The 23,666-nt window shown below is 70.9% G+C and carries 18 protein-coding genes; 3 read left to right on the top strand and 15 right to left on the bottom strand.

The window, feature by feature from the left end; genetic code table 11:
- Positions 1 to 117: 117 nt before the first annotated feature.
- From trmD to ACFZBP_RS40255, 6 genes are all read right to left on the bottom strand, one after another.
- A complete protein-coding gene (trmD, locus tag ACFZBP_RS40280) occupies positions 118 to 951 on the bottom strand; it encodes a tRNA (guanosine(37)-N1)-methyltransferase TrmD (RefSeq protein WP_391420895.1) in 834 nt (277 codons plus the stop codon).
- Positions 951 to 1,502 carry a ribosome maturation factor RimM gene (gene rimM / locus ACFZBP_RS40275; protein WP_391420894.1) on the bottom strand — a complete coding sequence of 184 codons (552 nt, stop codon included), beginning with the start codon at positions 1,500 to 1,502 and terminating at the stop codon, positions 951 to 953. The genes trmD and rimM overlap by 1 nt, the downstream gene beginning before the upstream one ends.
- Positions 1,503 to 1,585: 83 nt before the next feature.
- A complete protein-coding gene (locus tag ACFZBP_RS40270) occupies positions 1,586 to 1,825 on the bottom strand; it encodes an RNA-binding protein (RefSeq protein ID WP_003973401.1) in 240 nt (79 codons plus the stop codon).
- Between the two features lie 2 nt (positions 1,826 to 1,827).
- A complete protein-coding gene (gene rpsP / locus ACFZBP_RS40265; RefSeq protein ID WP_062709179.1) occupies positions 1,828 to 2,247 on the bottom strand; it encodes a 30S ribosomal protein S16 in 420 nt (139 codons plus the stop codon).
- Positions 2,248 to 2,689: 442 nt separating this feature from the next.
- A complete protein-coding gene (locus ACFZBP_RS40260; RefSeq protein WP_383454111.1) occupies positions 2,690 to 3,286 on the bottom strand; it encodes a hypothetical protein in 597 nt (198 codons plus the stop codon).
- Between the two features lie 289 nt (positions 3,287 to 3,575).
- Positions 3,576 to 3,779, bottom strand: coding sequence for a hypothetical protein (locus tag ACFZBP_RS40255; RefSeq protein ID WP_391420936.1), 204 nt, complete (start codon positions 3,777 to 3,779; stop codon positions 3,576 to 3,578).
- Between the two features lie 197 nt (positions 3,780 to 3,976).
- On the opposite strand from ACFZBP_RS40255, the gene ACFZBP_RS40250 reads away from it, so the two are divergent.
- On the top strand, positions 3,977 to 4,834 hold the full coding sequence (locus tag ACFZBP_RS40250) for an SAM-dependent methyltransferase (protein WP_391420893.1): 858 nt from the start codon (positions 3,977 to 3,979) through the stop codon (positions 4,832 to 4,834).
- 10 nt (positions 4,835 to 4,844) lie between these two features.
- Here the strand turns inward: ACFZBP_RS40250 and ftsH are convergent, their stop codons facing one another.
- The 6 genes from ftsH to ACFZBP_RS40220 all read right to left on the bottom strand — a co-directional run bounded on the left by ftsH (position 4,845) and on the right by ACFZBP_RS40220 (position 14,566).
- Entirely contained in the window at positions 4,845 to 6,779 is a 1,935-nt protein-coding gene (gene ftsH / locus ACFZBP_RS40245) for an ATP-dependent zinc metalloprotease FtsH (protein WP_391420892.1), read from the bottom strand.
- 133 nt (positions 6,780 to 6,912) lie between these two features.
- Positions 6,913 to 8,466 carry a signal recognition particle protein gene (gene ffh, locus ACFZBP_RS40240; RefSeq protein WP_383454120.1) on the bottom strand — a complete coding sequence of 518 codons (1,554 nt, stop codon included), beginning with the start codon at positions 8,464 to 8,466 and terminating at the stop codon, positions 6,913 to 6,915.
- A gap of 106 nt (positions 8,467 to 8,572) precedes the next feature.
- Complete coding sequence (locus tag ACFZBP_RS40235) at positions 8,573 to 11,017, bottom strand: [protein-PII] uridylyltransferase (protein ID WP_383454123.1); 2,445 nt, start codon at positions 11,015 to 11,017, stop codon at positions 8,573 to 8,575.
- 28 nt (positions 11,018 to 11,045) lie between these two features.
- A complete protein-coding gene (locus ACFZBP_RS40230; RefSeq protein ID WP_003997576.1) occupies positions 11,046 to 11,384 on the bottom strand; it encodes a P-II family nitrogen regulator in 339 nt (112 codons plus the stop codon).
- Positions 11,381 to 12,736 (bottom strand): ammonium transporter, encoded by a 1,356-nt coding sequence (locus ACFZBP_RS40225; protein ID WP_383454125.1) that lies wholly within the window; start codon positions 12,734 to 12,736, stop codon positions 11,381 to 11,383. The genes ACFZBP_RS40230 and ACFZBP_RS40225 overlap by 4 nt, the downstream gene beginning before the upstream one ends.
- Positions 12,737 to 13,072: 336 nt before the next feature.
- The gene (locus ACFZBP_RS40220) at positions 13,073 to 14,566 is read right to left on the bottom strand and encodes a hypothetical protein (RefSeq protein WP_391420891.1); all 1,494 of its coding nucleotides are present in this window, start codon (positions 14,564 to 14,566) and stop codon (positions 13,073 to 13,075) included.
- Positions 14,567 to 15,023: 457 nt separating this feature from the next.
- On the opposite strand from ACFZBP_RS40220, the gene ACFZBP_RS40215 reads away from it, so the two are divergent.
- Positions 15,024 to 15,680 carry a bifunctional DNA primase/polymerase gene (locus ACFZBP_RS40215; RefSeq protein WP_391420890.1) on the top strand — a complete coding sequence of 219 codons (657 nt, stop codon included), beginning with the start codon at positions 15,024 to 15,026 and terminating at the stop codon, positions 15,678 to 15,680.
- Positions 15,681 to 15,842: 162 nt separating this feature from the next.
- Here the strand turns inward: ACFZBP_RS40215 and ftsY are convergent, their stop codons facing one another.
- Complete coding sequence (ftsY, locus tag ACFZBP_RS40210) at positions 15,843 to 17,054, bottom strand: signal recognition particle-docking protein FtsY (RefSeq protein ID WP_383454136.1); 1,212 nt, start codon at positions 17,052 to 17,054, stop codon at positions 15,843 to 15,845.
- A gap of 105 nt (positions 17,055 to 17,159) precedes the next feature.
- Here ftsY and ACFZBP_RS40205 point away from each other — a divergent pair, with 105 nt between their 5' ends.
- A complete protein-coding gene (locus ACFZBP_RS40205; protein ID WP_391420889.1) occupies positions 17,160 to 18,131 on the top strand; it encodes an LLM class flavin-dependent oxidoreductase in 972 nt (323 codons plus the stop codon).
- A 145-nt stretch (positions 18,132 to 18,276) separates the two neighbouring features.
- Here ACFZBP_RS40205 and ACFZBP_RS40200 read toward each other — a convergent pair whose 3' ends face one another.
- Positions 18,277 to 19,692 (bottom strand): sugar porter family MFS transporter, encoded by a 1,416-nt coding sequence (locus tag ACFZBP_RS40200; protein ID WP_383454144.1) that lies wholly within the window; start codon positions 19,690 to 19,692, stop codon positions 18,277 to 18,279.
- Between the two features lie 234 nt (positions 19,693 to 19,926).
- A complete protein-coding gene (gene smc, locus ACFZBP_RS40195; protein WP_391420888.1) occupies positions 19,927 to 23,535 on the bottom strand; it encodes a chromosome segregation protein SMC in 3,609 nt (1,202 codons plus the stop codon).
- Positions 23,536 to 23,666: the final 131 nt, after the last annotated feature.

Here is a 23,666-nt window from a genome sequence, read left to right as displayed (position 1 = left end):
GCCCATGCCACAGGTCATAGGCGGGAGCTAGGTGTTTCGAAGGATGCTGTCCGTGTCGGGGCGGGCGTCGTGTCCCCCTGTGGCAGGGGCGCACGCCGGACGACGCACAACAGCGGTCTATTCTTCCACGCCCTCTGTCCTGCGCCAAAATCGGCCGAAGCGCTCCCCCTCCGGGTCGGGCATCCAGCCCAGGATGGAGAGCATCTCGCGGTCCTTCTTGTCGAAGGCCTTGGGGTCGCAGCGCTCGATCAGGTCGGGCCGGTTGACCGTGGTCCGCCGTAGCGCCTCATCCCTGCGCCAGCGGGCGATCTTGCCGTGATGGCCGCTGAGCAGCACGTCAGGGATGTCCCGGCCGCGCCACTCGGGCGGCTTGGTGTAGACGGGGCCCTCCAGGAGGTTGGCCATCGCGCCGGGCGCGAAGGAGTCGTCCCGGTGGGACTCGGCGTTCCCGAGGACGCCGGGCAGCAGGCGGGCCACGGCCTCCGTGATGACCAGTACCGCCGCCTCGCCGCCGGCGAGGACGTAGTCGCCGATGGACACCTCGTGGACCGGCATCCGGGTGGCGTACTCGTCGATGACACGGCGGTCGATGCCCTCGTAGCGGGCCGGCGTGAAGATCAGCCAGGGCTGTTCGGAGAGCTCGACGGCGAGTTCCTGGGTGAAGGGGCGCCCGCTGGGCGTCGGCACGATCAGGGCGGGCGCGCCGGAGCCCGTCTCGTAGCCGTCGGCCAGCACGTAGTCCAGCGCATCGCCCCAGGGGTCGGTCTTCATGACCATGCCGGGTCCGCCGCCGTACGGCGTGTCGTCGACCGTGTTGTGGCGGTCGTACGTCCAGCCGCGCAGGTCGTGCACATGGACGTTCAGCTGTCCACGCGCGCGTGCCTTGCCGACGAGGGAGACGTTCAGGGGCTCCAGGTACTCGGGGAAGATCGTGACGACGTCGAGCCGCATCAGCTCTCGGCCTCCGCGTCGCGCGTCGAGGCGATCTCGGCACGGTCGTCGATCAGGCCCGGCGGCGGCGTGATGACGGCGCGCTGCTCCTCCAGGTCGATCTCGGTGACGATCTCCGAGACGAACGGGATCATCACCTCGCTCCCGTCGGGCCGCTCGACGATGAAGAGGTCCTGGGAGGGCAGGTGCGAGATTTCGGTGATACGACCGACGTCGACCCCGTCCGCGGTGACCACGTCGAGGTCCATGAGCTGGTGGTCGTAGTACTCGTCCTCCTCCTCGGGCAGCTCGTCCGGGTCGATCTCGGCGATGAGGAGGGTGTTGCGCAGCGCCTCGGCGGCGGTGCGGTCCCGGACCCCCTCGAAGCGCAGGAGGAGCCGACCGCTGTGGACCCGGCCGGTCTCGATGGTGAGCGGCCCGGTGGCGGCCGGCTCGGTGGCCAGGACGGCGCCGGGGGCGAGCCGCAGTTCGGGCTCGTCGGTACGCACCTCGACGGTGACCTCGCCCTTGATGCCGTGGGCGCGGCCGATCCGTGCGACTACCAGCTGCACGAGTTCAGATCTCCTGTCGTACGACTACGGGCCGGGGACGGCCCAGTGGCCCTCCCCGGCCCGAGCCGGTGCTGCTTTCGGCGTCAGCGGACGTGGTCCACGTCGACGAGGTCGACACGGACACCGCGGCCGCCGATGGCGCCCACGACGGTGCGCAGAGCGCGTGCGGTGCGGCCGTTGCGGCCGATCACCTTGCCGAGGTCGTCGGGGTGGACCCGGACCTCGAGCACGCGTCCGCGGCGCAGGTTGCGCGAGGCGACCTGCACATCGTCCGGGTTGTCGACGATGCCCTTCACGAGGTGCTCGAGAGCCTCCTCGAGCATGCTCAGGCCTCGGTCGACTCGGACTCGGCCGCGGCCTCGTCCTTCTTGTCAGCCTTCTTCTTCTGGGTGATCGCCTCACCCTTGCCCTCGTCGTCGCCACCGAGGGCCTCGAACGACGGGCGAGCCTTCTTCGGCTCGGCGACGAGCAGCGGCGCCGGGGCGGGCTCGCCCTTGAACTTCTGCCAGTCGCCGGTCTTCTTCAGGATGGCGAGCACGGGCTCGGTCGGCTGCGCGCCGACACCCAGCCAGTACGCGACACGGTCCGCGTCGACCTCGATGACCGACGGGTTGTACGTCGGGTGGTACTTGCCGATCTCCTCGATCGCACGACCGTCACGACGGGTACGGGAGTCGGCGACGACGATGCGGTAGTGAGGCGAACGGATCTTGCCCAGACGCTTCAGCTTGATCTTGACTGCCACGGGAGTGGGTTCTCCTGGATTTGACGTGGTTGGGCACGGCGAGAATGCCGCGTGGGGTTGCGGTACCCGAGTGCCCGATGGACGCGTCAGCCGGAGGAGAGAGGGGTCCTGTGCGACTGTCGAGTACAGCTAGCCATTGTGCCACACGCTGCGGGTCACCTCCGGCGGCGGGGGCGGCGAGGCTGTGCGGGCACGCTTGGGAGGCACCCGGCGCCCAGGGTGCCGTCGAAGGTCGGCCGCGGCACCCGGCGCTGACCGGGTGCCGCCCTCTGTGGATCGGGAGCCGCCCCAGCGGCACGACTGCCCGCAGGCTGAGTGGGCCACAGCGGACCCGGGCGCCTCGCATGCCCGCCGGCGCGCCACGCCGACCGTCATGCGATGCGCCCGGCGCGCCAACGTCTCGACCGGCAGCCACGAGATGCCGGTGCTCGACGAGGCGTCGTTACGCCGCTCCGACCACCTCGGGAATCCGGAAGGGCTTCCCGCAGCCGCCGCACACGATCGGCGCCTGCGCCAGCACCGACGGGACGACCCGGACGTTGCGGCCGCAGTCGCAGACCGCCTTGACGCGGACGCCGCCGCCGGAGGAGCCGTGGCGGGCGGCCGGGCCCCGGAAGGTCCTGCTGGTGTCGGAGGAGGTCGCCGCGGTGTGCGCCTTCAGGGCGCGCTGGAGGCGTTCGATGGTCGGGCGGTAGCGGCGCTTGGCCTCGGGGTTGAGCGTGACCAGGGAGAAACCGCTGCTCGGGTGCGGTTCCTCGGGATGGTCCAGGCCCAGCTCCTCGGCGATGGCGAGGAATCTGCGGTTGTGGTAGCGGCCGGCCCGGGAGGTGTCGCGGACGCCGCGCGCGGCGGCGACGCCATGGACTGCCTCGTGAAGCAGTCGCTCGAAGGAGAGCTCGTGACCGCAGGCGGACGACGACTCCCCGATCAGTGACTCTGGCGCGGCGAGATCCGGCAGCTCGGGGTGGTACCGCTGAATGTCGGCCCACGCCTGCGCCAGCTCTGCGGCGAGAACAGGTGGTGTCTGTGTCGTGCTCACGTAATGACAACGAGCCGGAGTGCCGCTGTGTTCCGATTCCGGGGCATCCCAAATAATTTGCACGTACCCGTCAGTTGCGAATGATGCGCCACGACGAGGGCGGGTGCGCCGATCTGCGGAGAAGCCTCACAGCTCATACCAAGGTGGTGCGTAGTCTGACGTACGCCCCGGCGCGTACGCCCCGTCCATGCGCCGGTGTGGTTGTGGCTCGCGTATGCACAAGAGGCGATTCGGCCGCTCTCGCTCCCCACGGGCGTCATCTCGGTAAGCGCGTGCCACGACGGCGACGTTACCGGGCGCGTCGTCGGCGTCCGGCACCGCCCCGTCCCTCGGCGACCAGACAGCGTACGGTCGCCGCGTGCTCGGCCGGCCGGACCTCGCCTTCTTCGCCGCGCACCGGGCCGTTGTCGGCCAGGTCCGCCTTGGCGATCAGATCCTGGTACCAGCGCGGGAAGTCCTCCGTCCGCGGCATCGGTACGGGTGCCTTCGCCATGGCGCGATGGTACGGGCCCACGTTGCCGGAATGTGAATTTTGGCCACGTACACAGGGAAGCCTCAAGCAGGGCTCCGCGACCCCTGGACGCGACGTCGGGTGCGGAGTTTCCTGGCATACGTGGGGATGTGAGCGCATGTCACGGGGGCCACGGAATCGGAGCCAGAGGCAACTCTCTGCGGATTGGGGCGCTTTAGATGACACCTACGCTCGTGCGGCAGCACCTGCCTCACGCGGGCGCTGCAGCCCGTGTGGACCTGTGTGCACGCGCGCGTGACTGGTCCGAGATCCAGGAGCGGATGCTGGTTCCGCTCTACGAAGCCGTCTACGAGCGAGTGGAAGTCGGCCCGGCCACCCGGCTGCTGGGGCTCGGCTGCGGCAGCGGGCTCGCCCTGCTGATGGCGGCGTCCAGAGGCGCGGCCGTCACCGGAGTCGAGTCCTCCGCCCCCGAACGACTGGCCCTGGCCCGGCGGCGGCTGCTGCCCGAGGGCGGGGACACACGCGCGCGTGCCGACACGCGGCTCCTCGACGGCCCGCCCGGCGACGCGGCCGACCCGCAGGCACCCGCGTACACGCTGGTGACCGCGTTCGAGCCCATCGGGTGCCTCGCCGGTGACTCGGAGGGGCTCGGCGAGGTCCTCGCGGCCGCGACGCCTCTCGCCGAGCGGGGGGCGCCCGTGGTGCTGGCCGGCTGGGGGCCGCCGGAGCGCTGCGCCACCTCGTCCGTGCTGCGGGTCGCCACCAAGCTGGCCGATCCCCTGCGCGGTACGGGCAGTTGGCGTCCCGCCCTGCGCGACGACCTGGAGGAGGTCGCCCAGCGCGCGGGGCTCAGGCCGGACGGCTCGGGGCGGGTGGCCTGTCCGTTCGGGTACGCGGACGTGGACAGCGCCGTACGGGGGCTGCTGTCGACGGGGTTGTTCGACGCGGCGATCACGGCGACCGACCAGGCCCAGGTCGACAAGGAGGTGGCGGAGGCGCTGCATCCGCACCTGCGGCCGGACGGGACGGTCTGGATGCCGAACGTGTTCCGGTACCTGATCGCCCGGGTGCCGTAGAGCCCGGGGTCTAGGGGGTGTCCTTCGTCAGCCTCGTGATCCCCGCGATCCGGTACGCGTCCGCCTCCTCCAGCGTCTCGTTCTCCAGCAGCGCCTCGGCCAGCGCGTTCAACTGCCCCCGGTGGTCCTGGAGTTTGCGGCAGGCCTCCTCGTAGCACTCGTCGGTGATCCGGCGCATCTCGGTGTCGATCACGTCGAGGGTCTGCGGGGCGGCCGCGAGCCCGTACGCCTGCTGGGTGTCGCTCGGCAGGGCGGACAGCCTGCCCACGCGTTCGCTCATGCCCCAGCGGGCGACCATGGCGCGGGCGATGTTGCTGACCTGTTCGAGGTCGTTCTCGGCGCCCGTGGTGACGACGCCGTAGACCACCTGTTCCGCGGCCATGCCGCCGAGGGCGCCGATGATGCGGCCGCGCAGATAGCCCTCGGAGTGCGCGTACCGCTCGACCTCGGGGGTCGACATGGTCACACCGAGGGCGCGGCCGCGCGGCACGATGGTGATCTTGCGGACGGGGTCGGCGCCCGGCTGGAGCATGCCGAGGAGGGCGTGTCCACTCTCGTGGTACGCGGTGCGCCGGCGGTCCTCCTCGGGCATGACCAGGGTGCGCTCGGCGCCGAGCTGCACCTTCTCCAGCGCCTCGGACAGGTCCGCGCTGGTCACCCGGTCCTGCTTGCGCTTGACCGCGAGCAGGGCGGCCTCGTTGGCGAGATTGGCCAGATCCGCACCTGTCATGCCCGGGGTTGTGCGGGCCACCTGGGTGAGGTCCACGTCCTCGGCGAGCGGGATCGCGCGGGTGTGGATGCGCAGGATGGCCTCGCGGCCGCCGCGGTCCGGCGGGGAGACGTTGACGACCCGGTCGAAGCGGCCGGGGCGGGTCAGGGCCGGGTCCAGGATGTCGGCGCGGTTGGTGGCGGCGATGACGATCACGCCCTCGGAGCCGGAGAAGCCGTCCATCTCGGTGAGGATCTGGTTGAGCGTCTGCTCGCGCTCGTCGTGGCCGCTGACCGAGGCGCCGCCGCCGCGCGCCCGTCCGATGGTGTCGATCTCGTCGATGAAGATGATCGAGGGTGCCACTTTGCGTGCCTCGGCGAACAGTTCGCGGACGCGGGACGCGCCGACGCCGACGATCATCTCGATGAACTCGGAGGCGGAGGCCGAGAAGAACGGCACGTCAGCCTCGCCCGCGACCGCGCGTGCCAGCAGGGTCTTGCCGGTGCCGGGCGAACCGGCGAGCAGCACGCCGCGCGGCATCTTGGCGCCCATCCTGCGGTAGGCGTCGGGGTTCTCCAGGAAGTCGACGACGTCGTCCAGCTCGCCCTTCACCTCGTCGATGCCGGCCACGTCGGCGAACGTCGTGCGTTCCTTGCCGGGCTGGAGCTCGACCGGCTTGGGCGGGGCCTTGCGGCCGAGCATGCCGCCCGCGCCGCCGAGCCCGGAGCTCATCCGCCGGGCCACGAAGATCCAGACGGCGAGCAGGAGCACGATCGGGATCAGGGAGAACAGCAGGTTGGACAGGACGCCGCGCTCCCGTACGACGGGCTGGGCGGTCACGGTCACGTCGTGGCGGTCCAGTTGCCGCCAGAGGTCGTCGTCCGCGAAGGCCGGCCGCTGGGTCTTGAACCGGGTGTAGTCGCCGTCGCCGTCAGGGTTGTCCCGGGCCTTCTTGAGCTCGCCCTGGATCGCGTCGCCCTTGGAGTAGATCTTGTCGACATTGCCGGCGTCGACCTGTCTGCTGAACTCCGTGTAGGAGATCGTCGGCTCGTTGCCCTGGTCGAGGTACGTCAGCCCGACATAGGCGAGCAGGAACACGATCACCGCGGTGAGGAGCAGGCTCCACCAGCGACCGCGCATCCGTCGGCCACGGGGTCGGCCGGGCGGCTCGTCCGGTGTGCCCTCGGTGCGCCACGGCTGGTCAGGGGCCTTGCGTGGTGGCGCGGCATTGCTCATATCTGGACGTTACGGCAGATGCCGGGCCCCGGCATGCGCTGAGGGCGCCCCTTGCGGAGGGGCGCCCTCGATGACGTACGCGATGGGCTGTCAGGCCTTGCGCTCTCGGACCCTGAGTCCCTGAGCCCTCGGGTCAGCCCATGAACTTCTTGAACTCGTCCGGCAGCTCGAAGTCCTGCCCGGCCTGCTGGCCCGGCAGCCCGAGCGCGCCCCCGGCCTGAGCGGCGGCGGCCCTGCGGGCGGCCTCCTCCTGCTCCTGCTGCTTGCGCTTCATCGGGTTGCCGGAGCGCTGCTTGCCCTTGGCCTTCTTCGGCTGCTTCTTCGTACGGCCGGGACCGCCACCCATGCCCGGCATCCCCGGCATCCCGGGCATGCCGCCGCCCTGGGCCATGCGGGACATCATCTTGCGGGCCTCGAAGAACCGCTCCACGAGGTTCTTGACGGCGCTGACCTCGACACCGGAACCGCGAGCGATACGGGCGCGCCGCGAGCCGTTGATGATCGTCGGCTCCTGGCGCTCGGCCGGGGTCATCGACTTGATGATGGCGGCCGTGCGGTCGACGTCGCGCTCGTCGAGGTTGTTGATCTGGTCCTTGATCTGGCCCATGCCCGGGAGCATGCCGAGCAGCTTGCTGATGCTGCCCATCTTCCTGACCTGCTCCATCTGGGACAGGAAGTCGTCCAGGGTGAAGTCCTGGCCCTTCTTCGACGCCAGCTTGGAGGCCATCTTCTCGGCCTCGGCCTGGTCGAAGGTCTTCTCCGCCTGCTCGATCAGGGTGAGCAGGTCACCCATGTCGAGGATGCGGGAGGCCATCCGGTCCGGGTGGAAGGCGTCGAAGTCGTCGAGCTTCTCGCCGTTCGACGCGAACATGATCGGCTTGCCGGTGATCTGCCGGATCGACAGGGCCGCGCCACCGCGGGCGTCACCGTCGAGCTTGGAGAGCACCACGCCGTCGAAGCCGACGCCGTCGCGGAAGGCCTCCGCGGTGTTGACCGCGTCCTGACCGATCATCGCGTCGACGACGAAGAGGATCTCGTCCGGCGAGACCGCGTCCCGGATGTCCGCGGCCTGCTGCATCATCTCCTGGTCGATGCCCAGGCGGCCGGCGGTGTCCACGATCACGATGTCGTGGACCTTGGCCCTGGCGTGCTCGATGGAGTCCTTGGCGACCTTGACCGGGTCACCGACGCCGTTGCCCGGCTCGGGCGCGTAGACCGCGACGCCCGCGCGCTCGGCGACGACGCTGAGCTGGTTCACGGCGTTGGGGCGCTGGAGGTCGGCGGCGACCAGCAACGGCGAGTGGCCCTGCTCCTTCAGCCAGCGGCCGAGCTTGCCCGCGAGGGTCGTCTTACCGGCACCCTGCAGACCCGCCAGCATGATCACGGTCGGCGGCTGCTTGGCGAAGCGCAGTCGCCGGGTCTCGCCGCCGAGGATCGTGACGAGCTCGTCGTTGACGATCTTCAGGACCTGCTGGGCCGGGTTCAGCGCCTTGGAGACCTCTACGCCGAGGGCACGCTCCTTGACGTTCTTGATGAACGTCCGGACGACAGGCAGCGCCACGTCCGCTTCGAGGAGTGCGATGCGGATCTCGCGCGCGGTGGCGTCGATGTCCGCCTCGGAGAGCCGTCCCTTGCCGCGCAGGTTCTTGAAAGTCGCTGAGAGGCGATCGGAGAGAGTATCGAACACGGCGCTCGCGGTCCTCGGGGTCGGTGGCAGCTGGGAATCGCCCTCCAGGGTATCCCGGCCACGCGGGTTGCCGGGATCCCTCGGTTCAGAGCCTTGGCACAGGGTCTCAGCCCCGCAGCGTCTCCTCCACCTTGCGTGCCACGGCGGCCGCCTCCTCGCTGGGCAGCGGCGCTCCCTCGGGCCCTGTGACATAGAACGCGTCGACGGCGTTGGCACCCAGCGTGCTGACATGCGCACTGCGCATCCGTACCGCCGCGTCCTCCAGCGCCCGGCCGATCCGGAACAGCAGCCCCGGGGCGTCCTGGGCACGCACCTCGATCACCGTGGCCAGCCGGGACGCGGCCGGATGGACCGACACCCTCGGCGGCGGGGGCACGACCCCCCGGCGGCGCGGATAGGCCGCGTCCCGCTCGGCGAGGCGGCCCGCGATGTCCAGGGTGCCGTCCAGGGCGCGCACGAGGTCGGCACGGAGCCGGGTGGCCTGCGGCAGGGAGCCGTACTCGGCGGCGACCCGCCAGTTCAGCAGCAGGACGGAGCCCTCGACGCCGTCCGGCAGGTCCAGGGCGCGCAGCTCGGCCGTGCGCACGGTGAGGCGGTGCATCGCGAGGACACCGGCCACCGCGGGCAGCACGCCCGGCTGGTCCGGTACGGCGATGAGGAGCTCCACGCCGAGCGGCGCGGGATCGCCGGAGGGCTCCTCCGTCGGTGGCTCGGTCTGCGCGCGCAGGGACAGCACCGGGCTGCCGGTCGCCATGGCCTCGATGGCGAGCCGCTCCTGCTCGGCGGTGGGCGCGGCGGCCTCGGGCTCGTCCAGGTCGTCCCCGGCGAGCACGGCGGCGACCCGTTTCACCAGGTCGGCGACGAGGGAGCCGCGCCAGGACGACCAGGCCGCCGGGCCGGTGGCCAGGGCGTCGGCCTCGGTCAGGGCGTGCAGCAGCTCCAGCGTGCCCTGCGAGCCGACCGCCTCGGCGACCGAGCGCACGGTGGCCGGGTCCTCCAGGTCGCGCCGGGTGGCCGTGTCGACGAGCAGCAGGTGATGGCGTACGAGGGTGGAGAGCACGGCCACGTCGTCGCGGTCGAAGCCGATCCGCGCGGCGACGTCCTTGGCGATGATCTCGCCGGCCACCGAGTGGTCGCCGGGCCAGCCCTTGCCGATGTCGTGCAGCAGCGCGGCGACCAGGAGGAGGTCGGGGCGGTGGACGCGGCGGGTGAACTCGGAGGCCCGCACGGCCGTCTCGATCAGATGCCGGTCGACGGTCCAGATGTGCACGGCGTTGCGCTGCGGGCGGCAGCGGACCCGCTCCCAGTCGGGGAGGAGCCGGGTGATCAGGCCCTCGGCCTCCAGCGCCTCCCACACCTCGACCGTGGGGCGGCCGGAGCCGAGCAGGGTCACGAGCTGCTCGCGTGCCTCGGCGGGCCAGGGCGTGGGCAGCGGGCGCACGGTGGCCGCCATGCGCCGTACGGCGTGCAGGGAGAGCGGGAGTCCGGCCTGCGCTGCGGCGGCCGCGGCACGCAGGGGGAGCACGGGGTCGCGTTCGGGGCGCGCGGCACGGGCGAGCACCACCTCGCCGTCCTGCTCGACCACGCCCTCGGCGAGGGGCGACCTCTCCGCCGTGGGCTTCCCGCCGCCCAGCATGGCGCGCAGCCTCGGCCGCACGGCGCGCGAGCGCAGCACGCGCCCCACTTCACGCCAGGTGACATCGCTGGCGTACGAGATGACCCGCGCCGCCTCGTACACCTGGCGCAGCAGCGTGTCCGCGTCGAGCAGGCCGAGCTCGGCGGCGACCTGGTCCTGCTCCTGCAGCGAGAGCCGGTCGGTCGCGCGCCCGGTGGTCAGGTGCAGGGCGTCGCGCACGTCGAGCAGTCGGCGCCGGGCGTCGTCGAGGCCCTCGCGCGGGGCGTCGGCCAGCCAGGAGGCGGCGACGGCGCGCAGGATGGTGGCGTCGCGCAGACCGCCGCGCGCCTCCTTCAGGTCGGGTTCCAGGAGGTACTGCAGCTCGCCCTGGCGCTCGGCGCGTTCGGCGGACAGCTCCTGGAGTTCGGGCAGCCGCTTGGGCGCCTGGTTGCGCCAGTCGGCCAGCACCGCCGTACGCAGTCCGGCGGTGAGCCCCAGGTCGCCCGCGATGTGCCGGGCGTCCAGCAGGCCGAGCTGGACCTTGAGGTCCTCGCCGGCCGTCTTGCGGGCCTCGGCGGGCGTGCGCACGGAGTGGTCGAGGGCGAGGCCGAGGTCCCAGACCGGGTACCAGATGCGGTCGGCCAGGGCGGCGACCGCGCCGGGGTCACCGCTGTCGTGCAGCAGGAGCAGGTCCAGGTCGCTGCGCGGGGACAGTTCGCCCCGGCCGTAGCCGCCGACCGCGACGAGGGAGACCCCGCGCAGCCCCTGGGCGCCGGCGGCGAACAGGCCGGTCAGCCACTCGTCGGTCAGTTCGGCGAGGGCGGAACGGCGCGGCGGCCCGGACCGCGCCTCCTCGGTGAGGAGACGCAGCCGGGCCGCCGCATAGCCGCTGGGTCCCGAGTCCTCTGCATCCTTGGAAACGTCCGTGCTCGTCACCCAGCGACTCCTGTTCTGTTTCCCTGCCTCAGAGCGCGTCGGGCCCGCGCTCGCCGGTGCGGACCCGTACGGCCGTCTCGACCGGCAGGGACCAGACCTTGCCGTCACCGATCTTGCCGGTGCGGGCGGCCTTGACGATGACGTCGATCAGCTGCTCGGCGTCGTCGTCCTCGGCCAGGACCTCGATGCGGATCTTCGGGACCAGGTCGACGGTGTACTCGGCACCGCGGTAGACCTCGGTGTGGCCCCGCTGACGACCGTAGCCGCTGGCCTCGGTGACCGTCAGGCCGTGGACGCCGAAGGCCTGGAGGGCTTCCTTGATCTCGTCGAGCCGGTGGGGCTTGACGACTGCGGTGATGAGCTTCATGCGTCCACCTTCTTGCTCGCGGCCGCGGCGACCGGGGCCGGGGCGGCGCTGCGGGCGGCACCGCCGCCTGCGCCGCTGAAGTCGTATGCGGTCTCGGCGTGCTCGGCCTGGTCGATGCCAGCGACCTCCTCGTCCTCGGTGACCCGCATCCCGATCGTCTTGTCGAGGACGAGGGCGAGGAGCGCGGAGACGACCAGCGAGTAGGCGAGGACACCGCCGACACCCGCGAGCTGCTTCCACAGCTGGTCGAAGCTGTGGTCGCCGTAGAAGACGCCCGTGGCCTCGGACTGGCCCTTGCCGCTGGCGAAGAAGCCGATCAGGATCGAGCCGACGACACCGCCGACCAGGTGGACACCGACGACGTCGAGCGAGTCGTCGTAGCCGAACTTGTACTTCAGGCCGACGGCCATGGCGCACAGGAGACCGGCGATGGCGCCGACGGCGATGGCACCGATCGGGGTGACCGAACCACCGGCCGGGGTGATCGCGACCAGACCCGCGACCGCACCGGAAGCGGCGCCGAGCGTGGTGAACGCGCCGTGGCGGATCTTCTCGTAGATGAGCCAGGCCAGCATGGCGGCGGCGGTGGCGACCTGCGTGTTGACGAACATCAGGGAGCCGACGCCGTCGTCGTTGCCGAGCCACGAGCCGGCGTTGAAGCCGAACCAGCCGAACCACAGCAGACCGGCGCCGAGCATGACCAGCGGAAGGCTGTGCGGACGCATCGGGTCCTTCTTGAAGCCGACGCGCTTGCCGATGACCAGGATCACGCCGAGCGCCGCGGCACCCGCGTTGATGTGGACCGCCGTACCCCCGGCGAAGTCGATCACACCCATGTCGAAGGCCCAGCCGCCGTCGCCCCAGACCCAGTGGGCGACCGGGAAGTACACGACCGTGGCCCACAGCGCGATGAACAGCGCCCAGGCCGAGAACTTCACGCGGTCCGCGAGTGCGCCGCTGATCAGGGCGGGCGTGATGATCGCGAACATCAGCTGGAAGACGAAGAAGACCAGCAGCGGGATGTTGTACGTCGTGCCCGCCGAGCTCCACAGCTCGCCCTTGTCGACGTTGCTGAGGCCGATCCAGTCGGAGTTCCAGCCGATGAGACTGCCGGAGTCGGTACCGAAGGCGAGGGAGAAGCCGTACAGCACCCACAGGATGGTGACGATCCCCAGGCTGATGAAACTCATCATCAGCATGTTCAGGGTGCTCTTGACGCGGACCATGCCTCCGTAGAAGAAGGCCAGTCCCGGGGTCATGAGCATCACCAGGGCGGAACAGATGAGCATGAAGCCTGTGTTGGCGGGCGACAGCTCTACCTTGTCTGCCGCCATCATGATGGCTGGTGCCATCGGCGTCTCCTCGTCATTGGTACGGCCCCGTGCGGGCGAAGCCTGAGCGGATTGAGGGGTGGGCCGGTTATGCGCCAAGAGATTGACGCAGCGCCGTTTCGGTGAAAGCCCCTCGTTGTTTCGCCGCCGTGACGAAGGCACCTCGTGTGTTACGCGTTGATGAACTGCCGGATGTCGGCCACGTCGATCGTTATCGTGGCGCAACCTTCATTGAAGGAAAGAGATCCGGCCGCGGTCGGCCTTCCGATGACCTGGCATGGGGGAGCCGAGTCGGGCAGTTCGGGAAGGTCGGCCGCGGCCGGGGTTCAGGGGTTGTCCCGCGCGGGCACGCGAGGCTCAGACGGCCTCCGCGGTCTCCGGCAGCTCGACCGCGAGCTTGTCCGTCAGGTCCACGACCTCGGCGAGTTCCCCGAAGTCTCGTGCCGCAGTGTCGACCGTCTTTCGAATACGAGTGTTGACACGCTCGGAGCGCACCTTCTTGGCGATGCGCATGGCCTGCTCGGCGTACACCGCGCTCTGCTCGGGCTCCTGGCGGAGCAGGTGCACCGTGGCCATGCCGATGAGGTTCAGTGCGTACGACCGCTGGTGCTCGGTGTCCTTCGCGAACAGGTCGACGGCCTGCTGCATCAGCGGCTCGGCGAGCGAGGCGTACGTGGGGCTGCGGCCTGCGACATAGGCGAGGTCGCGGTAGGAGTGGGAGTTCTCGCCGTAGAGCTCGGCCTCGGAGAAGAAGCGGATCCAGTCGGGGTCCGGCTCGTCCCAGTCCGCGGCCTCGGCGAAGGTGTCCTCGGCCATCCGGACGGCCCGCTTGCACTTGCCGGGCTGGCCCATGTTGGCGTAGGCGCGGGCCTCCATCGCATACAGCATCGACTGGGTGCGCGGGCTGGCGCAGTCCCGGCTGCCGTACTGCGCGAGGTGGATCAACTCCAGCGCGTCGTCGGGCCGGCCGAGGTGGATCATCTGGCGGCTCATGCTGGACAGGACGTACGAGCCGAGCGGCCGGTCACCCGCCTCCTTGGCGGCGTGCAGCGCGAGGACGAAGTACTTCTGGGCGGTGGGCTGGAGCCCCACGTCGTACGACATCCAGCCGGCCAGCTCCGCCAGCTCGGCGGCGACCTTGAACAGCTTCCTGGTGGTGGCCTCGGGATGGGGCTCCTGGAGCAGGTCGGTCACCTCGTGCAGCTGGCCCACGACGGCCTTGCGGCGCAGGCCCCCGCCGCACTGCGCGTCCCACTGCCGGAACATCACGGTGGTGGACTCCAGCAGGTCCAGCTCGGGCTTGGACAGCCGGCCGCGCGCGCGTGAGGACGGGACGGGGCGGGGCTCCTGGTACGGGGCGGGCGGCGCGGGGACCAGCCAGCGCTGCATCGGCTCGATGAGGGCCGGGCCCGCGGACAGGGCCAGCGAACTCCCGAGGAAGCCGCGCCGCGCCAGCATCAGGTCGCTGCGCGAGAACTCGCTGAGCAGGGCCACCGCCTGCGGGCCCGTCCAGGGCAGGTCGATACCGGACACGGAGGGTGACTGCCGGGCGGCGCGCAGCCCGAGGTCCTCGACGGAGACGACGCAGCCGAACCGCTCGGAGAACAGCTCGGACAGGATCCGCGGGATCGGCTCGCGCGGGTTCTCACCGTCGAGCCAGCGGCGTACCCGGGAGGTGTCGGTCGAGATGTGGTTGGCGCCCAATTGGCGTGCACGGCGGTTGACTTGGCGGGCGAGCTCGCCCTTCGACCAGCCGCTGCGCACGAACCAGGACATGAGCAGCTCGTTCGGGCGCTTGTCAGCGTGCGATGCGCCACCAGCATTCGTACCGCTTCCGCTGTTGCCGCTCACTGGAACGCCCCCATCCCTTGGACCACTTGTCACCGAGTGCGCCAAGCCCTATCAGAATGCCGGTAAATACGGTCGACCGTCCGGCACTTGTCACCCTTCGAACGGAAAGTCGACTTGCCCCCGGCATACCCACGAGCGCATTGCCCCGAGGGTTCGTGCACACACGGTAATCCTACGATCACGCCTCCAGCCATGGCGATCCCGGAATCGCCACCATTCGCCACCCCTTCGAATGAACTAACGGCCACCTCCACGCGATTCACTTGACATAGGACGGCCGGAAGTGGGCGGAGCGAAGCACGTGGAGGCGCGTGTCGCCGAGCCCGCAACCCTGGACGCTTCCGGGCGCCACGTGAGCCGAGCGGCGTCAGAGGGTAACCGGCCACCCGAGAACACGCAGGGTCACGTTCCGCATCCGCGCCGTAACCACCCGCGCGCTGGACCCGTTGGAGGGGGCATGGGCTTCACGATCGGCGGCATCCGGGAGATCCGATCCGGCGCGCGTCGACGCGGCCGCTCCTCGGAGTGCACCGCTGTCGCCGAGTTCACCGGGCTGTGGGGCTGGGACGTGGTGCCCGGCGCTCGGGCCGCGGCGGGCGCCTGCTCGTGCGGCCGCTCCGACTGCGGCGCGCCCGGCGCACACCCTCTCGACTTCGCGCCCCACGTGCCGGCCGGGGCCACGCTCGACGACGTCAGCAAGGCGTGGTCGGAGTTCCCGGGCGCTTCGGTGATGCTGCCGGTCGGGCAGGCGTTCGACGTGATCGAGGTGGCCGAGCCCGCCGGACGCCGCGCGCTGGCCCGGCTCGAACGCATGGGGCTCCCCCTCGGCCCGGTCACCGCCACGCCCGAGGGCCGCGCCCACTTCTTCGTCGCCCCGGGCGCCGCCGCCGAGCTCCCCGAGCTCCTCTACCGCCTGGGCTGGGACGACCCCACCCACCTCGACCTGCGCGGCCTCGGCCCCGGCACGTCCATCACGGCCCCGCCCTCCGACCGGGGCGGCCTGGGTCCGGTGCGGTGGCTGCGGCCACCGGCACTGGACACGACGACGAAGCCACCGGCCGCGCGACTGTTGCTGGGGACGCTGGCTTACGTGGCGCATCGGTCGCGGGCCTAGCCTGACGGGCTGCAACAGCGAAGGGTCCCATCGCATCTGCACGATGCGGCGGGACCCTTCTCGCTTGTTCACCACCCGCGCACCGCAACCATCAGTTGAGGAACCACGACGGCGAGCAACCAGGTCTGCGAGAGCGGCGCGGGTTCAGGCGCACAAAGGGGCTCACTCCCCGATAAGGGCGTCAACGAACGCCTCCGGCTCGAACGGCGCCAGGTCGTCGGCGCCCTCGCCCAGCCCGATCAGCTTCACCGGGACGCCCAGCTCGCGCTGGACCGCGATCACGATGCCGCCCTTGGCCGTGCCGTCGAGCTTGGTGAGGACGATGCCGGTGATGTCGACGACCTCGGCGAAGACACGGGCTTGGACCAGGCCGTTCTGTCCGGTCGTCGCGTCCAGCACCAGCAGCACCTCGTCCAGCGGCGCGTGCTTCTCGACGACCCGCTTGACCTTGCCGAGCTCGTCCATGAGGCCGGTCTTGGTGTGCAGGCGCCCGGCGGTGTCGATGAGGACGACGTCGGAGCCCATCTCCTTGCCCTCCTTCACCGCGTCGAAGGCGACGGAGGCGGGGTCGCCGCCCTCCGGACCGCGCACGGTGTAGGCACCGACGCGCTCGCCCCAGGTCTGGAGCTGGTCGGCGGCGGCGGCACGGAAGGTGTCGGCGGCGCCGAGGACGACGCTGCGACCGTCGGCCACGAGGACACGGGCGAGCTTGCCGGTGGTGGTGGTCTTACCGGTGCCGTTGACGCCGACGACCATCACGATGCCGGGCTTGCTGGCCTCCGGCTCGGTCCTGACCGTGCGGTCGAGGTCGGTGCCGACCAGCTTGAGCAGCTCCTCGCGCAGCAGGCCGCGCAGCTCGGCGGGGGTGCGGGTGCCGAGCACCTTGACGCGCTCGCGCAGGCCGTCGACGAGCTCCTGGGTGGGGGCCACACCGACGTCGGCGGTGAGCAGCGTGTCCTCGATCTCCTCCCAGGTGTCGTCGTCGAGGTGCTCGCGCGACAGGAGCGTGAGCAGCCCCTTGCCGAGGGCGTTCTGCGAGCGGGAGAGCCGGGCGCGCAGCCGGATCAGGCGGCCGGCGGTGGGCTCCGGAACCTCGATCTCGGTCGGCGGGAGCTCTTCGACGACGGGCGGTTCCTCGACGGCGACCCCGGTCGAGCCGTCGGGAAGGTCCACCTCCTCTATGGTCCGGCGCTCTTCGTCGCGCGGTGTCTCGGCCTCGTCGCCGACGTGCGGCTCGGCCGGTGGGGCGGTGATGTCGGGGGCGGCGGGCGGCGGCGGGGGCAGCTGCTTCTTGCGACGGCTGCCGACGATGAGCCCGCCGAGCGCGCCGAGCACGACCACGGCGATGACTACAGCAAGGATGACGATGTCCATAACCCGTCCAGTATCGGCCATGGAGCCCGGCGACACCCCTCTGGATGTCTGACACACCGTCAGCTAACGTCCGCCTTCACACCCGCCCGGTGAAGGGGGACCCCCATGCCCGTCACGGTCGTCCGTTTCAACCTCGTCGAGCCCGCCGCGACCCCCGCCTCACTCGCCGCCCGCTACCGGGCGGCCCTGGAGATGGCCGCGTACGCCGACGAGCACGGCGTCACCACCGTGCAGACCGAGGAGCACCACGGCGCCGAGAACAACTGGCTGCCGACGCCGTTCGCCTTCGCCGCCGCCGTCTTCGGCGCGACCAGGCGCCTCGCGGTCACCGTCTCGGCGATCATCGGCCCGCTGCACGACCCGCTGCGGCTCGCCGAGGAGATCGCCGTACTGGATCTGCTGAGCGGCGGCCGTCTGGTGACGGTCGCCGGGATCGGGTACCGGCCCGAGGAGTACGCCCAGTTCGACGTGGAGTGGAAGCGGCGCGGCAGACTCCAGGACGAGCTGCTGGAGACGCTGCTGAAGGCGTGGACCGGCGAGGAGTTCGAGTACCGGGGCCGTACGGTACGGGTCACTCCGCGCCCGTACACCGATCCGCACCCGCTGCTGCTGGTCGGCGGCTCGTCGAAGGCCGCCGCCCGCCGGGCCGCCCGGCTGGGCCTGCCGTTCTTCCCCAGCGCGCATCTGCCGGAGCTGGAGGCGTACTACAAGGAGCGGCTCGTCGAGTACGGCACCGAGGGCTGGACGATGATGCCGGCCGCGGAGACCCCGCTGCTGCACGTCGCCGAGGATCCCGACCGGGCGTGGGCTCGGTACGGCGGGCACTTCCTGCACGAGGCACGGACGTACGCCTCCTGGCAGTCCGGCGACGTCCGCTCGGCGGTGAAGTCGGCGGCCACGACGGTGGAGGAGCTGCGCGCCGAGGGCGTGTACCGGATCGTCACGCCGCAGGAGTGTGTGGCGCTGGGGTTCGACAACTACGTGCTGCACCCCCTGTCGGGCGGGATGCCGGTGGAGGAGGGGTGGCGGAGCCTGCGGCTGTTCGCGGAGGAGGTGCTGCCGGCGTTGGGCGGATGAGCCGCTCAGCGGAAGTGTTCGTCCGGTGACCCGTACGAAGCACCGCCGCCCCCGGTCCGGGCAGTGGCCGGACCGGGGGCGGCGGCGGGGATACGGGAGGAGGGGCAGCGGGGACTTGGCCCTTCCCCCCGAGTTCGGGGGCCGGTCAGCCCATCTCCTCCAGCTTCTTGCCCTTGGTCTCGGGCACGAACTTGAGGATGAAGGGGATGGAGACGAAGGCGAACACCGCGTACATGACGTAGGTGAGCGACAGGTTCCAGTCCGACAGGTCCGGGAAGGTGATCGTGATCGCCCAGTTGGCGATCCACTGGGCCGAGGCGGCGACACCCAGCGCGGCGGCGCGGATCTTGTTCGGGAAGACCTCGCCGAGCATGACCCAGACGACCACGCCCCAGGACATGGCGAAGAAGAGGACGAAGGCGTTGGCGGCGATCAGCGCCACATAACCCTGCGCGGTCGGCAGCGGGGCGTTGCCGTTCTGGAAGGAGAAGGCCCAGGCGGCCGCCGCGAGCGAGAGGCCCATGCCGACGGAGCCGATGAGGGCGAGCGGCTTGCGGCCGATGCGGTCGACGAAGATCATCGCGATCACGGTGCCGATGATGTTGATGATCGAGGTCTCGAACGAGTAGAAGAACGAGCTCGACGGGTCGACGCCGACGGACTGCCACAGCAGGTTCGAGTAGTAGAAGATGACGTTGATGCCGACCAGCTGCTGGAAGACGGAGAGGCCGATACCGATCCAGACGATCGGCAGGAGCCCGAAGCGGCCGCCCAGCAGGTCCTTGAACGTGGACTTGTGGTCGCTGCGCATGGCCTGGTCGATCTCGGCGACCCGGGCGTCCAGGTCCACGCCGCCCTCGACGTCGCCGAGCACCTTCTTGGCGTCCTCGACGCGGCCGACGCTGATCAGATAGCGCGGGGACTCGGGGATGGCGAAGGACAGCAGGCCGTAGATCACGGCGGGCACGAGCATCACGCCGAGCATCCACTGCCAGGCCTCCAGGCCCGCGACCGTCCCGCGCTCCTCACCGTCGGCCATGTTGAGGATGGCCCAGTTGACGAGCTGGGAGACGGCGATGCCGATGACGATGGCGGCCTGCTGGAACGAGGCGAGCCTGCCCCGGTACGCGGGCGGGGCGACCTCGGCGATGTAGGCCGGGCCGATCACCGAGGCCATACCGATGGCGATACCGCCGAGGACACGCCAGGCGGCCAGGTCCCACGCGGCGAACGGGAGGCCGGAACCGACGGCGCTCACGGCGAACAGCACCGCCGCGATCTGCATGACGCGGATCCGGCCGATGCGGTCGGCTATGCGGCCGGCGATCGCGGCACCCACGGCACTGCCGAGCAGGGCGCTGGCGGCGACGGTCCCGGTGACGCCGGAGCTGAGGTCGAACCGGGCCTGGATACCGCCGTTGGCTCCGTTGATCACGGAACTGTCGTAACCGAACAGGAAGCCGCCCATGGCGGCCGCCGCGGTGATGAAGACGACGTGCCCGAGATGTTCGGGGTGAGCCGTCCTGGCTCCTGACGTGGGTGCCTGCGCTGTGCTGGTCACGTGTACTCCTCGGGCCACCGGCAACGCTGCCGGGTGGGGGTCAGCCGCTCCAAGTAGTGATACCTGAAGGTAAAAGCAACGTTGCAGAGACTATGCCTTCAAGTTTCGAAGTCAATAGGCAAGTAGCTGTGAGTTTCGAGACGCGAACAGGTGACTCGTGTTCACTTCTTGAAGTAATGGTGAAAGTCGCTGGGCATGGCTGGGCGCCGCCGGGCTCGTCGCCCGGGGCTGATGTCAGCGAAGCCGCTGGCTGATGACCTTCGACACACCGTCGCCCTGCATGGAGACGCCGTACAGCGCGTCGGCGACCTCCATCGTGCGCTTCTGGTGCGTGATCACGATCAGCTGCGAGGCCTCCTGCAGCTCCTGCATGATGCGGATCAGCCGCTGGAGGTTGGTGTCGTCGAGGGCGGCCTCGACCTCGTCCATGACGTAGAACGGGCTGGGACGGGCCTTGAAGATCGACACCAGCAGCGCGACGGCGGTCAGCGACCGCTCGCCACCGGAGAGCAGGCTCAGCCGCTTGACCTTCTTGCCGGGAGGACGTGCCTCGACATCGACACCCGTGGTGAGCATGTTGTCGGGATCGGTCAGGATCAGCCGTCCCTCACCCCCGGGGAACAGCCGGCTGAAGACGCCCTCGAACTCCCGGGCCGTGTCCCAGTACGCCTCGGTGAAGACCTGCTCGACGCGTTCGTCGACCTCCTTGACGACCTGGAGCAGGTCCGCGCGGGTCTTCTTCAGGTCCTCGAGCTGCTCGCTGAGGAACTTGTGCCGTTCCTCCAGCGCCGCGAACTCCTCCAGGGCGAGCGGGTTGACCTTGCCGAGCTGCTGGTAGGCCCGCTCGGCCGCCTTGAGCCGCTTCTCCTGCTCGGCCCGCACGAACGCCTTGGGCTGGTTGCGGGGGTGCTCGGGGTCCTCGGGGAGCTGCTCGCCCTCGGCGGCCAGGGACGGCGGTACGAGCTGGTGGGGGCCGTACTCGGAGACGAGCCCGGCGGGCTCCACGCCCAGTTCCTCCAGCGCCTTGGTCTCCAGCTGCTCGATCCGCATCCGCTTCTCGGCGCCGAGGACCTCGCCGCGGTGCACGGAGTCGGTCAGCTTGTCGAGTTCGGCCTTGAGGTCACGGCCCTGGTTGCGGGCGACGGTGAGTTCCTGCTCGCGACGCGCCTTGGCGGCCTCGGCGGCGGCGCGTTCCTCGTCGGCGCGGGCGAGGGAGACCTCGACGTGGGCGAGCAGCTGCCGGGTGCCGGAGGCGACGGCCTCCGCGACGGCCGCCTCGTGGCGCAGCCGGGCCCGCCGCTGCTCGGCACGCGCGCGTGCGTCGCGCTCCGCTCGGGCGGCGCGGTCGAGGGAGTCGGCGCGGCCGGCGAGTCCCTTGACGCGTTCCTCGTGCGTACGGACCTGGAGGCGGGCCTCCATCTCGGTCTGGCGGGCGTTGGCGCCGTCGGCGGCGAGACGGTCCCGTACCGAGGTGTCGGGTTCCTCCTCGACCGGCATCTCCTCGGCCACGGCGAGCCGTTCGGCGAGTTCCTCCACCTCCTGGAGTGCCTTGTCGAGGGCGTCCTGGGCCCGTGCGGCGGCGGCGACGGAGCGCTCCGCTTCGCCGGCCGCGCCTCTTGCCTGGCCCGCGAGCCGGCCGAGCTGCTGGGCTACGGCGGACTTCTCCCGGTCGGCCGCCCGGCGCCGCTCCCCCAGCTCCTCGACGAGCCCTGCGCACTCCTTGCGCCGCTCGGTCGCCGCCTGCTGGGCCTCGGCCAGCTCCTCGCAGCGCACCGCCAGCTCCTCCAGCTCGGCGGCGGCCTCGTCCACGGAGGCCTGCACTTCGAGGAGGCTGGGGGCGCCCGCGGAGCCGCCGTGGGCGAAGTGGGCGCCCAGGAGGTCGCCTTCGGCGGTCACGGCGGTGAGGTGGGGGTGGGTGTAGACGAGTTCCTCGGCGTCTTCCAGGGTGGGGACGACGATGATGCCGTGGAGGAGGCGTCGTACCGCGGGCATGAGCTCGGAAGGGCCGCGGACGAAATCCGCCACATGCGGCAGTCGGGCGTCTGCGGGCTCATCGTGGCTGGTCGCCCCGTTCCCCGCGCCCCTTCGGGACGCTGCCGCACCTGCCTCCGCCATCACCCCCGGCTCGCCCGCCAGCAGCAGCGCCGCTCGACCGCCGTCCTGCTTGCGCAGCAGACGGATCGCCTCCGCCGCGGCGGACGGTGACGTCACCGCGAGCGCGTCCGCCGCCGCGCCGAAGGCAGCCGCCAGGGCCACCTCGTAGCCGGGTGTCACCGTCAGCATCTCCGCCGCCGGGCCGAGGAGACCGGTCAGTCGGTCACGGGCACCGAGCAGCATCCCTGTGCCGTCCTTGCGGCGCAGGCCGAGCGCCAGCGCATCACGGCGGGCCTCGGTCGCGGCGCGCGCTCGTTCGGCCGCCGTGGCCGCCTCACGGGCCGCCGTCAAAGCCGCCTCCGCCTCCCTCAGGCGTCCCTTCGCCGCGTCGTGCTGCTCGCCGAGTTCCGCGTCACCCGCGTCCAGCCCGTCGACCTCGGCCTTGAGGGCCTCGTACTCCTCCTGCGCGGAGAAGGCCCGCTCCTGGGCCTCGTCCCGTGCGGCGGTCAGGCGGTCGATCTCGGCCTGGGCGGAGGCCGCGCGTGAACGGGCCGCGTTGACCTGCCCGTTCAGTCGGGCGAGGCCTTCGCGGCGGTCGGCGATGGCACGAGCGACGTCCTTGAGGCGCCGTTCCTCCTGCGTGAGCTCGCGTTCCAATTCGGCGCGGTGGGCGACCGTGTCCTCGAGGGCGCGCTCCGCCGCCTCCAGGGCCGCTTCGAGTTCGGCCTCCTGCTCGCGGATGCGGGCGGCCTCGCGCTCCATGTCCTCCGGGTCGCGGCCCCGGCGTTCTTCCGGCGGCGCGGACGTGGCGCTCTTCACGCGCGCGTCGGCCAGCGAGATCGTGCCCCGCACCCGCTCGGCGAGCTGGGACAGCTCGTACCAGGTCTGCTGGGCGCGCTGAAGGCGCGGCGTGAGCTGTCGTACCTCGTCCTCCAGGAGGGCCTCGCGCTGGAGCGCCTTCTTCAGCTCCTGCTCGGCTGCCTCCTTGCGTTCCTTCAGCGCGGCCTCGTCGGCGACCTCGGCCTGGAGTGCCTCCCGGAGCCGTACGAGATCGTCGGCGAGGAGGCGGAGGCGGGCGTCGCGCAGGTCGGCCTGGATGACGGCGGCCCGGCGCGCCACCGCCGCCTGGCGGCCGAGCGGCTTGAGCTGCCGGCGCAACTCGTCCGTCAGGTCCTGCACGCGCGCGAGGTTGGCCTGCATCGCGTCCAGCTTGCGGAGCGCCTTCTCCTTGCGCTTGCGGTGCTTGAGGACGCCCGCGGCCTCCTCGATGAAGGCACGGCGGCCCATGGGATCGGCGTGCAGCACGGAGTCGAGCTGACCCTGGCCGACGATGACGTGCATCTCACGGCCGATGCCGGAGTCGGACAGCAGTTCCTGGATGTCGAGGAGACGGCAGGTGTCGCCGTTGATCTGGTACTCGCTGCCGCCGTTGCGGAACATGATCCGCGTGATGGTGACCTCGGCGTACTCGATGGGCAGTGCGCCGTCGGAGTTGTCGATGGTCAGCGAAACCTCGGCTCGGCCGAGTGGCGGACGGCCGGTCGTGCCGGCGAAGATGACGTCCTCCATCTTGCCGCCGCGCAGCGACTTGGCACCCTGCTCGCCCATGACCCAGCTGAGGGCGTCCACGACATTGGACTTGCCCGAGCCGTTCGGACCGACGACACACGTGATGCCCGGCTCGAACCGGAGCGTGGTCGCCGAGGCGAACGACTTGAACCCGCGGAGGGTCAGGGCCTTGAGGTGCACGCCGCTGGACTCTACCTTCCGCCCGGATGTCACTCCATGAACCCACGGTTTCACCGATGAACGTGCAGGGCACACCAGACGTTAAAGAGGGTGAAAGGATGCGCGGGGCAGTAAGCCGGGGGCAAGAAAGA

This window comes from Streptomyces sp. NPDC008086 (assembly GCF_042957325.1).
Taxonomy (GTDB): Bacteria; Actinomycetota; Actinomycetes; order Streptomycetales; family Streptomycetaceae; genus Streptomyces.
This window is presented reverse-complemented; position numbering and strand designations above follow the sequence as displayed.

What these genes read in the sequence shown, in the direction of transcription:
- trmD (WP_391420895.1), bottom strand. Translation starts at nt 951, where the DNA reads ATGCGGCTCGACGTCGTCACGATCTTCCCCGAGTACCTGGAGCCCCTG.
- ACFZBP_RS40270 (WP_003973401.1), bottom strand. Translation starts at nt 1,825, where the DNA reads ATGCTCGAGGAGGCTCTCGAGCACCTCGTGAAGGGCATCGTCGACAAC.
- ACFZBP_RS40255 (WP_391420936.1), bottom strand. Translation starts at nt 3,779, where the DNA reads ATGGCGAAGGCACCCGTACCGATGCCGCGGACGGAGGACTTCCCGCGC.
- ACFZBP_RS40250 (WP_391420893.1), top strand. Translation starts at nt 3,977, where the DNA reads ATGACACCTACGCTCGTGCGGCAGCACCTGCCTCACGCGGGCGCTGCA.
- ftsH (WP_391420892.1), bottom strand. Translation starts at nt 6,779, where the DNA reads ATGAGCAATGCCGCGCCACCACGCAAGGCCCCTGACCAGCCGTGGCGC.
- ACFZBP_RS40230 (WP_003997576.1), bottom strand. Translation starts at nt 11,384, where the DNA reads ATGAAGCTCATCACCGCAGTCGTCAAGCCCCACCGGCTCGACGAGATC.
- ACFZBP_RS40225 (WP_383454125.1), bottom strand. Translation starts at nt 12,736, where the DNA reads ATGGCACCAGCCATCATGATGGCGGCAGACAAGGTAGAGCTGTCGCCC.
- ACFZBP_RS40215 (WP_391420890.1), top strand. Translation starts at nt 15,024, where the DNA reads ATGGGCTTCACGATCGGCGGCATCCGGGAGATCCGATCCGGCGCGCGT.
- ftsY (WP_383454136.1), bottom strand. Translation starts at nt 17,054, where the DNA reads ATGGACATCGTCATCCTTGCTGTAGTCATCGCCGTGGTCGTGCTCGGC.
- ACFZBP_RS40205 (WP_391420889.1), top strand. Translation starts at nt 17,160, where the DNA reads ATGCCCGTCACGGTCGTCCGTTTCAACCTCGTCGAGCCCGCCGCGACC.